The sequence below is a fragment of the Mesorhizobium sp. WSM4841 genome, from assembly GCF_055811515.1.
The window spans coordinates 47,365-63,144 of the sequence record NZ_JBVVQC010000037.1; the positions used below are offsets into that span (position 1 = coordinate 47,365).

General features: G+C 63.4%; 14 protein-coding genes and 1 pseudogene. 9 read left to right on the forward strand and 6 right to left on the reverse strand.

Annotated elements, in window-relative coordinates; translation table 11 throughout:
* Positions 1-5: 5 nt before the first annotated feature.
* From AC0L14_RS29940 to AC0L14_RS29955, 4 genes are all read right to left on the reverse strand, one after another.
* Positions 6-1,241, reverse strand: a complete 1,236-nt coding sequence (locus AC0L14_RS29940) for a TadE/TadG family type IV pilus assembly protein (protein ID WP_473751648.1) — start codon at positions 1,239-1,241, stop codon at positions 6-8.
* A 185-nt stretch (positions 1,242-1,426) separates the two neighbouring features.
* Positions 1,427-1,777, reverse strand: coding sequence for a DUF2314 domain-containing protein (locus tag AC0L14_RS29945; protein ID WP_473751650.1), 351 nt, complete (start codon positions 1,775-1,777; stop codon positions 1,427-1,429).
* Positions 1,662-1,928: a hypothetical protein gene (locus AC0L14_RS29950; RefSeq protein WP_473751659.1), complete on the reverse strand. Its 267-nt coding sequence runs from the start codon at positions 1,926-1,928 to the stop codon at positions 1,662-1,664. The genes AC0L14_RS29945 and AC0L14_RS29950 overlap by 116 nt, the downstream gene beginning before the upstream one ends.
* An 84-nt stretch (positions 1,929-2,012) precedes the next feature.
* Positions 2,013-2,786, reverse strand: coding sequence for an SDR family NAD(P)-dependent oxidoreductase (locus tag AC0L14_RS29955; protein WP_473549036.1), 774 nt, complete (start codon positions 2,784-2,786; stop codon positions 2,013-2,015).
* A 205-nt stretch (positions 2,787-2,991) separates the two neighbouring features.
* Here AC0L14_RS29955 and AC0L14_RS29960 point away from each other — a divergent pair, with 205 nt between their 5' ends.
* Positions 2,992-4,308, forward strand: coding sequence for an NAD(P)H-dependent oxidoreductase (locus AC0L14_RS29960; protein WP_473751652.1), 1,317 nt, complete (start codon positions 2,992-2,994; stop codon positions 4,306-4,308).
* 287 nt (positions 4,309-4,595) lie between these two features.
* Here the strand turns inward: AC0L14_RS29960 and proC are convergent, their stop codons facing one another.
* On the reverse strand, positions 4,596-5,411 hold the full coding sequence (gene proC, locus AC0L14_RS29965; RefSeq protein WP_473751654.1) for a pyrroline-5-carboxylate reductase: 816 nt from the start codon (positions 5,409-5,411) through the stop codon (positions 4,596-4,598).
* Positions 5,412-5,595: 184 nt separating this feature from the next.
* Here proC and AC0L14_RS29970 point away from each other — a divergent pair.
* Positions 5,596-5,881, forward strand: a pseudogene (locus AC0L14_RS29970) (DUF6492 family protein); the annotation flags it as partial.
* A gap of 26 nt (positions 5,882-5,907) precedes the next feature.
* On the opposite strand, the gene AC0L14_RS29975 reads toward AC0L14_RS29970, so the two are convergent.
* A complete protein-coding gene (locus AC0L14_RS29975; protein WP_123146648.1) occupies positions 5,908-6,822 on the reverse strand; it encodes a LysR family transcriptional regulator in 915 nt (304 codons plus the stop codon).
* Positions 6,823-6,926: 104 nt separating this feature from the next.
* On the opposite strand from AC0L14_RS29975, the gene AC0L14_RS29980 reads away from it, so the two are divergent.
* From AC0L14_RS29980 to AC0L14_RS30010, 7 genes are all read left to right on the forward strand, one after another.
* A complete protein-coding gene (locus AC0L14_RS29980) occupies positions 6,927-8,009 on the forward strand; it encodes a 4-oxalomesaconate tautomerase (RefSeq protein WP_473751655.1) in 1,083 nt (360 codons plus the stop codon).
* Between the two features lie 45 nt (positions 8,010-8,054).
* Positions 8,055-9,056 (forward strand): ABC transporter substrate-binding protein, encoded by a 1,002-nt coding sequence (locus AC0L14_RS29985; RefSeq protein WP_123146650.1) that lies wholly within the window; start codon positions 8,055-8,057, stop codon positions 9,054-9,056.
* 13 nt (positions 9,057-9,069) lie between these two features.
* Positions 9,070-9,900, forward strand: coding sequence for an ABC transporter ATP-binding protein (locus tag AC0L14_RS29990; RefSeq protein WP_095491415.1), 831 nt, complete (start codon positions 9,070-9,072; stop codon positions 9,898-9,900).
* Positions 9,884-10,660: an ABC transporter permease gene (locus AC0L14_RS29995; protein WP_473751656.1), complete on the forward strand. Its 777-nt coding sequence runs from the start codon at positions 9,884-9,886 to the stop codon at positions 10,658-10,660. The genes AC0L14_RS29990 and AC0L14_RS29995 overlap by 17 nt, the downstream gene beginning before the upstream one ends.
* A 191-nt stretch (positions 10,661-10,851) precedes the next feature.
* Positions 10,852-12,135, forward strand: coding sequence for an ATP citrate lyase citrate-binding domain-containing protein (locus AC0L14_RS30000; RefSeq protein WP_123146651.1), 1,284 nt, complete (start codon positions 10,852-10,854; stop codon positions 12,133-12,135).
* A 12-nt stretch (positions 12,136-12,147) separates the two neighbouring features.
* On the forward strand, positions 12,148-14,859 hold the full coding sequence (locus AC0L14_RS30005) for a CoA-binding protein (RefSeq protein ID WP_473751657.1): 2,712 nt from the start codon (positions 12,148-12,150) through the stop codon (positions 14,857-14,859).
* 499 nt (positions 14,860-15,358) lie between these two features.
* Positions 15,359-15,780: transposase (locus tag AC0L14_RS30010; RefSeq protein WP_473613757.1), on the forward strand; the 422-nt coding region annotated here is incomplete at its 3' end.

Below are 15,780 nucleotides of genomic sequence, written 5' to 3' on the forward strand. Positions count from 1 at the left end.
GACGGTTACTCGACAAGCTGAACGGATTGCGCGGCCGGAATCTCTCGCATTCCGAGGCTCGTGCAATCCTGCTTGATGCTTGTAGCGCCGGACCACTCTATCGTATTGGCGACGACCTGTGTGCAACCACCTTGGCCCGAGAAATTGCCGAGATATTTAACCTCCTGCGTTGGAAAATACAGAGCACCGGTCAAAAGCGAATCCGCCGTGCCATTAAACGAGTTCGATCCCGCCAGGTTTGCTCTGTCGCCGTAAAACAGCACACCCGAATAGGTGCCTGACGTCGGTGCGCTAAGCTTGACGGTGGCCGTGCCGTTCATGCTGACGCCGGAGCTGCCGGCCAGATAGATGATGACTCCGTCGCCGGAAATATTTGCGTTCGCGCTTGCTTTGAAATCGCCCCCCTCAACGACATATACCCCAGGCGAGAGCGTTACACTGCCGCTCAAGCTGAGCCCCTTGCAGTATGTTCCAGGTTCCAAGGTCGACCGATTGTCGTTTTGACAGGGGTTCGTGGCTGGCGGCGCCGGCAAGTCGGCAAAAGGATCCGCAGCGGGCAGCGCCTGGGTAAGCGGGTTCGCGCAAACGGTTTTTACAACGTTGCTCAATGAAACACCGCCTGCCGATATCAGGCAATCAGCCTCCAGAGATGCCGACCCTTGAAGCTTGAGGGCGTCCGCGGCGATTGAATCCGACATGACGGAGCAGCCAGTCAGCTTGAGGTTCGAACTGCCGGAAAAGAGCGCCGCTCTCGAAGCGGAAGGATTGAGCGCCAGAACGCAGGCTTTTGACGCGTCCGTGATAAGAGCCACGGCCCTTGCCTGTGCGCCGACCGCGCTTTGACTGAATATCGATGTGAAAAATCGATCGAGCGTCTGATGGACGACTACTTCAACGGCTTTTTTTGCGACATTCGGTCCGGACGATGGAGGCGTGAAGACCTTGATTGTGCCTGTCGATGGTCCCCAGCCGTTCGTGATCGCTGACAGTGTCGCGGCCGAGACAATCGTTGGCTTGTCGGATCCCGAAACTTTTTCCAAAGCGCCAGCATAGGCTGCCGCATCCGCCACCGCCTGTAACTTCAGGCTGCTGTAATACCAATAGGAAGTCTCGACACCGAGGCCCGCTCCGCCGACAACAATCGGCAAAGACAGGGCAAAAATAACAGCAATGTTGCCGCTCTCGCTGATTCGTCGCGGACAGCTGAAAAAACGCCTGAAGGTACCGACACCCCATCCCATTTGCCTATTCAAGCAGCGATGGATAAAGGAATGACTAAGAATTTCACTCGATTTGTTAGCTGCGCTCCTCGCTATCCGCCGACGCTGAACCCAAACCAGGCGCGCAGCGGCGTCACAAGTTCTGTTGGCGCTGGATAGAACGCGGACGTTGGCCCCAAAAAGATCTTCGTTAAGCGTGCGTTGAGTCAGGACGGCAGTGGCTCATAAACTGAAACCCCGACGTATCGATCGTATGAGCCACGATCTTTCTCAGGAAGCTTGTCTCGGGTTACGCGCAATGTGAATCCCCCATGCAAGTGCCCCTTGGCGAGAACCATCCAATCGAAAATATCGTCGCCTTCAAATGCAAGTCTCTGGGCGGCCTGATGCCATTTCTGAAGCGCGGGTGGCACCTCGAAAAACGTACCCGAAAATAGCCGCTCAAGCATGATAATGCACGGCGGTAAGCCAAAGGAAAAGAAAGCTGTCCTCGCCAAGACGTTCGGACTCGTCAGGATCGCGAAACCGAAGCTTCGCAGAACACAGGGCGTCTGCATTCCTCTCTATGTGTTCGATAAATATCGGCACACTCGCAAGCGCTCGGTCGTAAGCAGCTAGGGTGGCGGGGTCTGTTTTCGAGATAGCCAGGAAGAGTGGCTCATCCCGCGGCTCGTCGAATTTACCGTTCGATTGAGATTTTTCGCTCATAAAAGACCTCTTGGACTAACCTTGAACGCTCAACGAAACCTGAGCACTCGCGAGGCGGTGTTGCAGCACCAGCCAAAGAGCCCCTCACGCCACCGACCAGCCGCCATCAACCAGGATGTTCGCGCCGGTGATCAGCGACGCTGCCGGCGAGGCCAGGAACACCACGGTGCCCGCGACATCGATCGGATCACCGATGCGGCCGAGCGGGATGTGGCCGAGCACATGCCTATGAAACTCCGGATCGGCGAGCGAGGGCCGCGTTCCGTCGGTCCAGATGAAGGTCGGTGCGACGCTGTTGACGGTGATCTTGTGCTGCGCCCATTCGGCCGCGAGGCAGCGGGTGAGGTGGTTTATCGCCGCCTTGGTCATGCAGTAGATCGCTTCGCCCTTCAGCGCCACCGTGCCGGCCTGCGAACTGATGTTGATGATGCGCCCGGATTTCTGCTCGATCATCAGCCGGCCGACCTCCTGGGTGGTGAAGAACGTCCCCTTGAGGTTGACGTTCACGGTGAGGTCGAAATCCGCTTCGGTCACGTTCTCCGCCAGGTTTTCAGGTCCAAGCCCGACATTGTTGACGAGTACGTCGATGCGGCCGAAGGCGGCGTGGGCGTCGGCGACAGCTTTTCGCACCGTCGCCAGATCGGTGAGGTCCATCTGTACCGCCAGCGCGCGCATGCCCATGCGCTCGATCTCGGCGGTGAGATCCGCGCCGTCGGCAGCACTGCGCACGCCGACGATCACGTCGGCGCCGGAGCCGGCGCAGGCGAGCGCGCAAGCGCGTCCGATGCCGCGCGAGGCGCCAGTGACCAGCACGACCTTGTCAGCCAGATCGAATTTCGGCGTGAACTCGTTCGTCATCTCAACCTCCCCTGAAAACCCTGCGCGAGGCGCGCCGCCCGACAGGGACGGTCTCCTCAGCCCTGAACATCATCGGGGCGGATACACTACCCGCTCGCGATATGAACGCCAGTCACAAGAAATTGCCGACGAGGGCCGGTTTCGTTGGCAAAAGGTTACCTTTCCCTGCTATTCCCCCTCCAAATCAAAAGCAGTGGACTTGCGCATGACCAATGTCGCCCTGACCGGGCTTGCCCGCGATCTCGCCAAGCGCGCGGCGGAGGGGCGTCCGGTGCGCATTGGCGTCATCGGCTCCGGCGAGATGGGCACCGACCTGGTGACGCAAGGCATGCTGATGCCGGGCATTTCGGTGTGCGCCGTTTCGACCCGGCGCCCGCACACGGCGCGTGATGCCGTCCGCATCGCCTATGGCGACGAGGCGATGGCACGGGAGGCCGATACGCCGTCGAAGGTCAGTGAGGCGATCGAGAGCGGAAAAATCGCCATCACCTCGAACGAGATGCTGGTCACCAATCCGCTGATCGACGTCGTCATCGACGCCACCGGCAAGCCCGGCGTCGCCGCCGATTTCGACCTGATGGCGATGGAGCACGGCAAGCATCTGGTGATGATGAATGTCGAGGCCGACGTCACCATCGGCTGCTATCTGAAGCAGCAGGCCGACCGGCTCGGCGTCGTCTATTCGGTCGGCGCCGGCGACGAGCCGTCGAGCTGCATGGAGCTGATCGAGTTCGCCTCTGCGCTCGGCTACACCATCGTCTCGGCCGGCAAGGGCAAGAACAACCCGCTCAACCATGACGCGGTTCCCGATGATTATCGCGCGGAAGCGCTGCGCCGCAACATGAACCCACGCATGCTGGTCGAGTTCGTCGACGGCTCGAAGACCATGGTCGAGATGTGCGCCATCGCCAACGCCACCGGGCTGGTGCCTGACATAGCCGGCATGCACGGGCCTAAGGCCAACCGCGATGAATTGGCCAAGGTGCTCATCCCGCGCGCCGATGGCGGCATCCTGTCGAGGAAAGGCGTCGTCGACTACACCATCGGCAAGGGCGTGGCGCCCGGCGTCTTCGTCGTCGTTGAGGCGACCCATCCGCGCATCATCGAGCGCATGGACGACCTGCATATCGGCCACGGGCCCTATTACAGCTTCTTCCGGCCATATCATCTGACCTCGCTGGAAGTGCCGCTCACCGCCGCGCGTATCGCGCTCTATGGCAAGCCGGACATGGTGCCGCTGCCGAGGCCGGTCGCCGAGGTCTGCGCCGTGGCCAAGCGCGATCTCGCCGCCGGAGAGATTTTCGATGCCATCGGCGAGACCTGCTACCGCTCCTGGACCATGACTGTCGAAGAGGCCCGCGCCAACCGCGCCGTGCCGGTCGGCCTGCTCGAAGGCGGCAGGGTGCTGAGACCGGTCAGCAAGGGCGAGCTGCTGACATCAGACAATGCCGCACCCGACCCGACCACCAGGCTGTTCGCCTTGCGCCGGCTGCAGGACGAGATGCTGTACGGGGCGGGGTAGCGCGGTGCAGAAATTTGATGCCGGCGGGACAGCGCCCCCCTCTGTCCTGCCGGACATCTCCCCCCACTTGGGGGGAGATCGGACGTCACGCCGGCTTTCGCCAATCTCCAACATCGCAGTGGTGAGTGGACCGCCGAAGCAGCCAATCTCCCCACTTGTGGGGGAGATGCCAAGTTTTGGCAAAGAGGGCAGGGACAGAGGGGGCGCGAAGGATCGCTACGAAACGTTTGCTATTGCAACTGATCGTCCGACCTTCGCCGCCGACCGGCTTGCAACGCCTCAAGCAGCTACTTCCCCAACTCGATCGACCGCAGCCGCGCTGCTTCCACCGCTTCGGTGAGCAGATGGGTCAGCCGGTCCTCGCCCATCAGCACGGCAAGTGCGGCGGCCGTTGTGCCGTTGGGGCTGGTCACCTGCTGGCGCAGCACGCCCGGATCTTCGCCGCTTTCGGCGGCGAGCGAGGCGGCGCCATAGACCGTCTGCATGGCCAGCAGCCTGGCGGTTTTGGCCGGCAATCCGGCCTTCTCGGCAGCCACGGTCAGCGCTTCGATGAAATGGAAGATATAGGCAGGTCCAGACCCGGACACCGCCGTCACCGCGTCCATCAGGCTTTCGTCGTCGATATCAGTCACTTCGCCGCTCGCCGAAAGCAGATCGGCAACGAAACGCTTCGTATCGATGGAGACCAGCCGGTTGGAAAACACCACCATCATGCCCTTGCCGATCGCCGCCGGCGTGTTGGGCATGCAGCGCACGATCGGCGCGCGATCGCCCAGAATAGCCTCGAAAGTGGCGACCGGCGTTCCGGCGGCGATGCTGACGAAGGTGGTGCGGCCATCATTGAAGCGCTTGTAGGCGGCAGTCGCGTCGCGGATCACTTGCGGCTTCACCGCAATGACGACGAGGGCCGGAACGGCATCCGCTGGAATGCCGCCGGCGTCCGCCGCAGCACTGCAGCCCAGCGCTTCGGCGCGCTTGCGCAAATCGGGATTGGGCTCGACGACGAAAACCGCCGCCGGGGGCAGCTTGCCGGATTTCAGCCAGCCAGAGAGCATGGCGTAGCCCATATTGCCGCAACCGGCGAGAACAAGCTTGATCGTCATTGGAGCCTCCGCAGAGCATCGGACCCAAAAGTGGGTACCGGTTTTGGGAAAATCCGATGCTCAAACAAAAAGATGGCTTCCCATAGACGTTCGTGGCGGGGCGGGGAAGCCCTGTTGGGACCGAGGATCAGGACGGACCACGAACCGCCATCGGCCGCAGCGACACCTGCCTGAGGCCGAACATGCCGAACACGAAGAAACCGTGACGGCGATGTGCGCGCGGATCGAGAAGATCCATGGCCGCAACTGGGTCGAAATCGTCGGTGCGTCTCGCAAAATTCTCCGAATGCATGATCTACGGCCGCTATGTCGACGACGTGCTCGACGGCGCCGGCCATTTCCACGGCTCGGAGGAGTTCTGCCGCGTCCACTGGACGGGCGAAGCGCTGTCGGACGACGAGTTCCACCGCTTCGTCGCCGCCATGGCGCCGGAACAGGTGGCCATCGGCCGCATCCGCCGCCTGATGGGCTCGACTAGTTCTTGGGCAAAACCCAATCACTCTAGAGGCGTTGAAGCTTCACCCCAGGTTTCAATCAGCATCCGCATGAACCTCTCGGCGGGCGGCGAGAGCGATGCCCCGCGTCGACGCACGACCCCGATCGTGCGCGAGATTTCGGGATCGCGGATGGGCCTTGTGACCAGGAACGGATGGTCGCCCTGCGGGGTCGCCATGCGCGGCAGGACCGATATCCCGAGACCGGCTTCGACCAGACCGAGTGACGTCGAGAGATGCGTCACTTCATAGGACCAGCGCAGCGCGAGGTTCGACTTCGTCAGCGCGGCATCCAAGAGGATCCGGTTCGCGCTCGACCGATGGACGGTGATGAGATGGTAGGGGACGAGATCCTGCCAGGTCAGGACATCCCTTGATGCCAGCGGATGCTCCTTTCGTGCGGCGAGAACGAAGGGGTCCTCGATCAGACGTTCGAAGGTCAGGTCGGGATCGGACGAACCCATGATGTTGACCCCGAATTCGACCTCCCCGCGCGCGACCGCCTGAAGCCCGTCGGTCGCCGGAAGGTCGAGAATCCGGAAGCGGATGTTGGGGTACTGCGCATCGAACTGCCGGATCACTGAGGGCAGGAAGTAATAAGCCGCCGTCGGCAAGCAGGCGATGGTGACAAGACCGCCTCGCCGCTCCCCCAGCTCGCGGAAGGCGAAGAGCGAACCGTCAAACTCCTCCAGCATCCGGCGCACCAGCGGGACCAGCTCCCCGCCGACGGCGGTGGGCGCCACATGGCGCGTCGTCCGCTCCAAGAGGGGTGCGCCGATGGAGCCTTCGAGTTTCTGAATGCGACGACTCAGCGCCGGCTGCGAGAGGTTGAGCGACTCCGCTGCCCGATGGAAGCTCGCAAGCTCCACGACGAGCAGAAAGGCGCGCAGGTCCAGGATTTCACAGTTGATGTTCATAACGCATCAAAATCTCCGATTTTAGCATTTCTCATATTAATCGAATTCGCGTAACAAACAAGACGATTGAACCACCAAGCGCATGAAAGGGAGGATGTCGCACGATGAATGATCTGATTCGCATTCCGTGCGCTCTAATGCGCGGCGGCACGTCCAAGGGGCCCTTCTTCCTCGCCTCCGATCTACCGTCCGATCCGGCCTTTCGTGACCAGATTCTGCTCTCGGTCATGGGGTCAGGGCATCCGCTGCAGATCGACGGCATTGGCGGCGGCAATCCGGTCACAAGCAAGGTGGCCATCGTCGGGCCCGCAAGCATCAACGGCGCGGACGTCGATTACCTTTTCGCCCAGGTGCGCGTTGACCAGCAGATCGTCGACATCTCACCCAACTGCGGCAACATGCTTGCCGCCGTCGGTCCCTTCGCCATCGAGGCGGGGCTTGTGCCGGTGCAGGGTCCTGCGACGCTCGTCCGGATTCACAACGTCAACACCGGAAAGCTGATCGAGGCAGAAGTCCCGACGCCCAACGGTAGCGTCTCCTATCTCGGCGACGCGGCGATCGACGGCGTTCCAGGCAGCGCGGCGCCGATTGCGCTTACCTTCATGGATGCAGCAGGCGCCCGCACGGGCCAGCTGTTTCCCACAGGCAAACCGAACGAGGTCATCGACGGCGTCAGCGTCACTTGCATCGACTGCGCCATGCCAATGATACTCCTCGAGGCTGAGGCCCTCGGCGTCAGCGGATTCGAGACCGCCGCCGAACTCAACGGAAACAAGGCGCTGTTGGAACGGCTCGAGAGCCTGCGCATCGCCGCCGGTGAGCGAATGGGTATGGGTGATGTCAGCAACCAGGTGATACCGAAGCCGGTGCTGATTTCCCGGCCAAGGGCAGACGGCGACATCAGTGTGCGCTATTTCATGCCGCACCAGTGCCATCCTTCGCTTGCCACGACAGGTGCTGTTGGGATTGCGACGGCCTGCATCACCGAAAATACGGTGGCATCCCGCTTGATCGGCACTCGCAAACCACCGGTGGTCCTGTCGATCGAGCATCCGAGCGGCCATCTCGATGTCAAGCTTCAGGACAGGAACGGCAAGATCGTCGCGGGCATCCTGCGCACCGCCCGCCGCTTATTCGAAGGACATGTTTTCGCAAAACCTGTCACGCAGTTCGTCTGCGCGGCATAATGACCGTGGCCGCCGGGAGGGCGCCACATAACTTGGAGGAAAATCATGCGTAAGCTCATGCTCGCCCTTGCGGCTACCGTTGCCTTTGCAGGCTCCGCCCTGGCGGAACCCGTGCGCATCAGCGTCGGTTCCTACAATCTCAACAACCTGCCTTTCCCGGTGGCAGCCGGCCTCGGCCTTTATGAGAAGGAGGGTCTGGAGGTCACCGTCGAGAACTTCGCGTCGGGTGGCTCGAAGACACTTCAGGCGCTCGTGGCTGGCTCGACGGATATCGCCGTTGGCTTTTACGATCACACGATCCAGATGCAGTCGCAGAACAAGGCGGTCGTCGCATTCATCCAGCTCGCCCGCAATTCCGGCCTCGTTCTGGCTGGCGGCAAGGATAGCACCTTCGACCCGTCTAAGCCGGAAACGATCAAAGGCGCGAAAGTCGGCATCACATCGCCTGGTTCCTCGTCCGACTTCTTTGTCCGCTACTATCTGCAGCGGAATGGCCTGTCGGCCGACGACGTGTCGCTGATCGGCGTCGGCTCCGGCTCTGCTGCTGTCGCAGCCCTCGAACAGGGCAAGGTCGACCTGCTCGTCAACTACGACCCGGCGGCCACTTTCATCGAAGCAAAGGGCGTGGGCAAGATCCTGATTGACGCACGTAGCGACGAAGGTGCCAAGGAAATCTACGGTGGCATCTATCCGACATCGGTTCTCTACGCCACCCAGGACTACATCGACGCCAATCCGGAAACGGTCCAGAAGGTCACCAACGCAACGGTAAAGGCGCTCGAATGGATGGACAGCCATTCGGCCGAAGAAATCGTCGAAAAACTGCCAAAGGAATTCATCTCCGGCGACCGCGAGACCTACATCAGGGCCGTCGAAAACGCCAAGGCGATCTTCTCGACGGATGGCCTCATCAGCGAGGAGAACGTCAAAACCCCACTCGCGGTTCTGAAAAGCTTCAACGAAAAGGTCGCGGCGGCTGAAATCGACCTTTCCAAGACCTACACGAATGACTTCGTTGGCAAGGCGCCGCGCAACGTCGCCAACTGACAAGGAGGAAGTCATGGCACTGGCCGTAGTGAAGTCGGCAACAACGATGATGAGCCCGGACAAACCAAGGCCGATGGTGTCGATCGATTCGGTCACCATGTCCTTTGGCACCTTCATCGCCGTCCAGAATGTCAACCTGACTGTTGCGGATGGCGAGTTTCTGGCCATCGTCGGTCCGACAGGGTGCGGCAAGAGTACCATTCTCAACGCCATCGCCGGACTTCTGAAGCCGGCGAGCGGCACTGTCTCGATCGACGGAGCGCCGGTGCATGGCGTCCAGAACAACATCGGCTACCTTTTCCAGCAGGATGCGCTCCTTCCGTGGAAGACGGCGCTCGAAAATGTCGAGCTCGGGCCGATGTTCAAGGGAACAGGCGCGAACGAAAGGCGCGAACAGTCCATGAAATGGCTCGCCAAGGTGGGCTTGAAGGGCTTCGAGCAACGCTACCCGCACCAGCTTTCGGGCGGCCAGCGCAAGCGTGTTCAGATGGCGCAGGCGCTGATTACCGGCCCGAAGGTGATCCTGATGGACGAGCCCTTCTCGGCGCTCGACATCCACACCCGCCACCTGATGCAGAACGAGCTGCTCGCGCTCTGGCAGGAGGAGCGCCGCGCGGTGGTGATGATCACGCACGATCTCGAGGAAGCCATCGCGCTCGGCGACCGCGTGGTCGTCCTCGCTGCGGGGCCTTGCAGCCACGTGATCGACAGCTTCCCCGTCGATCTCGCCCGGCCGCGCGACGTCTCGGAAATCAAACTCGATCCGCGCTTCATGGATCTTTACCGCAATATCTGGTCGTCCCTGCGCGGCGAAGTGGAGAAAAGCTATGAACGCCATGACTGAACGTATGATCCAGCTGGGACTGCTGGTCGTCATTGTCGGCGGGTGGCAACTCGGCGTGGAAGCCGGAGTGATCGATGTCTTCTTCTTCCCTGCCCCCTTCGACATCATGAAGCAGATCGTGGCCTGGATCATCGACCCAGGCTTCTACAGGCACGTGTCGATCACGCTCACCGAGACGGTGCTCGGATACGTGATTGGTACCGCCCTCGGCGTGGCGGCCGGCGTCTGGCTAGGGCTTAGCCGTGGCGCCTATCGCATCCTCGACCCGTTCATAAAGGCGCTGAACGCCATCCCCCGCGTGGTGCTCGCTCCTATCTTTGTGCTCTGGCTCGGCCTCGGGCTGTGGTCGAAGGTGGCGCTATCGGTGACGCTGGTGTTCTTCATCACCTTCTTCAACGCCATGCAGGGCGTGCGGGAAGTCAACCCGGTGGTGCTGGCGAACGCGCGGATCCTCGGCGCCAAGCGCTCAAGCCTGCTGACCCACGTCTACTTCCCGGCCGCGGCCAGCTGGATCCTATCGTCGCTGCGCACCTCGGTCGGCTTCGCGGTAGTCGGCGCGATCATCGGCGAATACCTTGGCGCCTCCGCCGGCCTTGGCTATCTGATTGCCCAGGCGGAAGGCAACTTCGATGCGGTCGGCGTCTTCGCCGGCATTACGATCCTCGCGATGTTCGTGCTGATCATCGACCGCATCCTCGACATCGCCGAGGCCCGTCTGATCAAGTGGAGCCCGCATTCGGCCGAGAGCCGGGCCACCTGACGGGTGCCGAAGGCCGGTCGGTGATGCCGGCCGGCGACCAAGGTGACGACGGAACTGAGGCTAGCCGGGCGCTTGTTGCCGCGAGCGTCTGAGCCTAACCTGGTCGCTCCATCGACCTCGGCAAATTCGTAAATTGAGTGCCCATCAGGTCAAACGACCGAACCACGCCTCGGTCATTGCGGAGAACGGCTATGCAACTCAACGGCATGCTTTATGGGTCGAGGCTGCTCGGCCACGTCGACTTCCCCGCGTCCGAGGTGCACGGGCCCGACGCTGGCGAAGACGCGATCCAGGACCTGATCGCCCGCCACGGCCTGATCTTCGTCAAGCCGGTCTTCCGCGGCGGCGTCGGCAAGAAGGGCAAGGCGGGACTAATCGGCAAGGCGCGGGACCTCAAGACCGCGCTCGCCGAAAAGGAGCGGCTCTACTTCGCCGAGCACCGCCATGGCAACGCCTTCGCCAAGGCGAACGGCGTGACCTTCGAGGCCGGCATTCCCGCCGAGCACGAGGTCTATTTCGCCATCACCGACGACACGCATTTCCGCGCGCCGACCATGACGCTGACCCACCGCGGCGGCGTGGAAATCGAGGATCTCGATAAATCCGACATCGCCACCGTGCCCTTCGAGGCGCTCACGGGGCTCAAGGCCTTTGTGGTGGCGAACGCGCTGACGGACATTGGCGCGCCGCGGGAGATCATCTCGCCGCTGGTGCAGCACCTGCCGAAGCTCTGGGAGCTGATGCATCACTACGGCATGACGACGCTGGAGTTGAACCCGATCCGCATGCGTCCCGGGCGCGACGGGCGGTTGACGCCGGTGGCCTGCGACTTCAAGTGCGGCTTTGACCGCGACGACCCGCGCGTGGGTCGGCTCGGGCTGCCGGACCAGCTGTTCGCGGCAGACATCTCTGCCTTCGAGCAGGAGGTGAACCAACTGCGCACCCACCAGGGCCAGTCGGACGTCTTCGTGATCAACGAGAGCGGCACCATCCTTGCCCCGACCTTCGGCGGCGGCGCCAACAGCCTCGTCACCGAGGTGCTGGGCGAGGCGGCGATCATCTCGTCGGACTTCGGCGGCAACCCGCCCTACGAGAAGATGAAGGCGGTGGCCTCGATCTGCTACCGGCACTTCCTCGCCCAGACCAACGTGCTCTTCATCATCGGCGGCAAGTCGAACAACACCGACATCCTCGAGACCTTCCGCGGCATGGGCGACGCGCTGCGCGAATATTTCGCCGCGCACGGGCCGACGCCGCTCTACGTCGTCGTAGGACGCGGCGGTCCGAACCTGGTGCGCGGTATGGGCAACCTCGCCGAGACGCTGGAGTCGCTCGGCCTGCCCTACCGCTTCTTCGGCTTCGACAGCGCGATCTCCGAGGTCGTGAACTACGCCAAGCGCGTCGACACGTGGATGCGCGCCGGCGGCCGCGACGAGATCGCCGCTACCCTGGGGCTCAAGGCCGCGGCGGCCTGAGGGAGGACGGACATGTATCACAAGGGCATCGAAGGCTTTCCCTATTTCCTCGGCCTCCGGTCACTGGCCGATATCGCGACCCGCGACGACCGGGTCTGCGTACTCAACATCCTCGGCGGCGAGTCGCGCACGGTCACGCCGACCAGCCACGTCTTCTCCGGCGGCAACGTGGTCTTCGGCACCTCGCCCGGCCGCGGCGGGCAGGTGCTGAAGACGCCCGTGGGCGACATCCCGGTCTACAACAACGTGCGCGAGGGGCTCGACGCCGGCCACGCCTTCGATACCGGCGTCGTCTACCTGCCGCCGTCGGGCGTGCGCGACGGCGTGGCCGAGCTCGTGCGGGTGAACCCGGGCTTGCGCAAGATCGTCATCATCACCGAGAAGATCTCCGTGCACGACGCCCGCGAGATTCGGGCGATGGCTCAGGCGAACGGCATCGACATCATCGGCGGCAACTGCCTCGGCGTCGCCGATTCGTGGAACCGCGTGCGCATCGGCGGCGCGCTCGGCGGCGACAAGCCAGAGGAGTCGCTGCTCAAAGGCTCGGTCGCGATCTTCTCGAACTCCGGCGGCTTCACCACGACGATCGCCCAGTATCTCGCCACCGCGGGCTGGGGCACGACGACGCTCGTCTCCTCCGGCAAGGACGTCTACATCCACTACGCCGCGCCCGATTTCGCCCACGCCTTCGGCAACGACGACCGTTCCAAGGCGGCGGTGCTCTATGCCGAACCCGGCGGCTACTACGAGCAGGGTATCGACTGGACGAAGCCCGTCGTCGCCTGCGTCGTCGGCCGCTGGAAGTCGAAGCTGACCCGTGCCGTCGGGCATGCCGGCGCTATGGCCGGCTCGGGCGACAGCGCCGAGGACAAGGAGCGCTGGTTCATGCAGGCCTTCGGCGTGCCTGGCCTCTTCACACCCGAGAACCCGGTCGTGTCCGCGAAGGGCGCTGTCGTCACCAACATCGCCGACATCCCCGCCGCCCTCACCGCGGTGATGGCGCTCAACGGCGCCGCGCCCGACTTCGCGCCGCGTGGGGACCTCGCGCTGAAGCCCTGGGTCGCCAACGACCAGGGCCTGCGGCTGCCGCCCGAACTCGCCATGCCGGCCGTCACCGCGCCCGAGCCCTACGCCGGCCAGATCGCCGCGCTCGGCGCCCAGGTCGGGGCGGTGGTCGCGCGGCAGAACATGAAGGACAAGTCCGGCGCGTCGGTCATGGACCCGAAAACCCAGGTGACGAGCGTGCACGGCCATTCAGTGCTCGATCTCGCGCTTGAGCCGCTGGAGGCGACCTTCGCCCTGCCGCTCGTGCACGAGATCGCCACCGAGAACGACCGGGCGATGCTCGACGTCGCGGTCGCAGCCGAGGTCAACCTCGTCGGCGACCCGATCCTCGTCGCCGCCGACGCGGCGCGGGAGGCCGGCAATGCTCCGAATGCGGTGATGGCAACCGCCGCCGCCATCGTCGGGCCGAAGCGCGTGGAGCGGGCGCTCGGCTGCACCCGGGCACTGATCGGGCTCTTCGCCCATTCGGGCCTCAGGGACGGGCGCGACGAGGAATTCGACGCCTCCGGGATTGTCTGTGACGATGCCACCCGGGCGCTGTTCCTGGCCACCGAGGCCGAGGCCGCCGACCCGCGTCCAGAAGCGATGCTCGCGGCGATCGCAGCCCGCGGCGGCAGGTCGGCGTTCCTGAAGTTCCTTGGAGGCCTGGGCGGCCGGTTGTCGCGGGACGCAATTCTCGCGGCCATCGCCACGACGATCGCCTGGGGGCCGCTGATGCGCAAGCGCATTTCGCGCCTTACCGCCGAGACACTGCCCTGGTACCTGCGGCTCTATGGCGTCATGGTCGGCGCGACAATCCCCGGCGAGCACCACCGGTCGGGCTCGCTATGGGGCATCCCACGCGACGAGCGCTTTGGGCAATGGACCATGGCCGACCTCTGCTTCCTCGCCATGACTGGAAAGAAGCCCACCCCCGAGGAGGCGCTGCCGCTGCAGATGCTCGTCGGGCTCCTGATTTCGAACGGCCCTGGGTCGATCTCGGCTCAAGGTGCCAAGGGCGCGGTCTCGGCGGACGGGCCACAGACGCCCGCGCGCGTGCAGATCAACAAGGCGATGGTCGGCTTCCTTACCCATACCGGCTACAGCCACGGCGGCAACGGCTTCGAGGGCATGGCCTTCCTGCTCGAGCAATTCAAGGACGCCGGGCTGACCGACCCCTCCGATCCAGCCCACGGCCTCGACCTGAAGGCGATGGCGACGGCGTTCGCGCGCACGTACCGCCGCGAGAAGGCCCAGGCCAAGGAGCTCGGCACTGAGGTCCGCGCGCTCCCCGGCGTCCATCACCCGGTCTTCAAAGGCAAGCCCGTCAACCACGATCCGCGCGAGCGCTTCATCGCGGAATTCATGGCGCGGCAAGGAAAGTACAACGTCTTCCACGCCTTCTACCGCGAGCTCGTCCAGGCACTCCACGATCAGGGGGCCTCGCCTTACGTTTTCTGCGTCAACGTTGACGCGGTAATTGCGGCGCTGCTGCTGGCGCTGCTGTGGAAGGACTTCAAGTCCGGCACCCTGACCGAGCGCGACCTGGAGACCGCGGCCTTCACCGTCTTCCTATACGGTCGCATGATCGGCGCGGCCGCCGAGATCGACGACCACCTGAACCGCGGCCGCAACATGGACACCCGCACCCCCCCGCCCGCCTGCGGCTTCGTGGTCTGATGGCGACCCCGCCCGCCACCAGCCCGCGGTCCGCACCATCGCGATGCCGCCGCGGAATACTGAACTGATCCCACACCGGCCTTGGCTTTGACTTTAAGAATGACCGGAACCCACACCCTTAGCGGTCATTTGCTTCGCCCGAATGGATGTCCGGCTTGGTGAAGGTTTTTCGATGCGGGCCGCGGCACGAGGGTTGGGGCTGGATCGACATCGGCCCGCGTTGGAAAACCTCCCAAGGAGGAAGCCGCGGGGTGCTGGGTGGAGCCTATGGGGTAAGCGCGGCGCTGGCGGTGACCGGCGGGGACGACAGCAGCAATCGGGTTGGCCCAAAAGCTGCCGATGATGTGATGGGGCTTGGTTCTCGAGGCCGTCTGCGGATAGTGTCCTGAAGGTTCTGCAAAAAGCTCTGGAGAGAGAACGGCCCTTGCTCTGAGGCGAGGGGCGGCCATGGCACGCTGGTGACGTTGCGACCACCGATTCCCGTGGAAGGGTAAGTGCCATGACCAAGCGAGACGTTAGACTGAGCAGAGGCGAGTTGAAAGCGTTGCTGTTGTCGGATGAGGACGGCTTTCGCAGAGTTTTGCAGACTGTCGTGCAGGAGGCTTTGGAAGCCGAGATGACGGAGGCGATCGGGGCCGAGAGAGGCGAGCGGACGACGGAGCGGGTTGGTTACCGGTCCGGCTATTACGAACGCAAGCTTGTGACGCGGGTTGGCGTGCTGGAGCTTCGGGTTCCGCAAGATCGGGCCGGCCGGTTCTCGACGGAGTTGTTCGAGCGTTATCAGCGCTCGGAGAAGGCACTGGTATCGGCGCTGGTCGAGATGTACGTGCAAGGTGTGTCGACCCGCAAGGTGAAGGCGATCACCGAGGAGCTGTGCGGCCATTCCTTCTCGGCCTCGACGGTGAGCCAGGCGACGGCGCG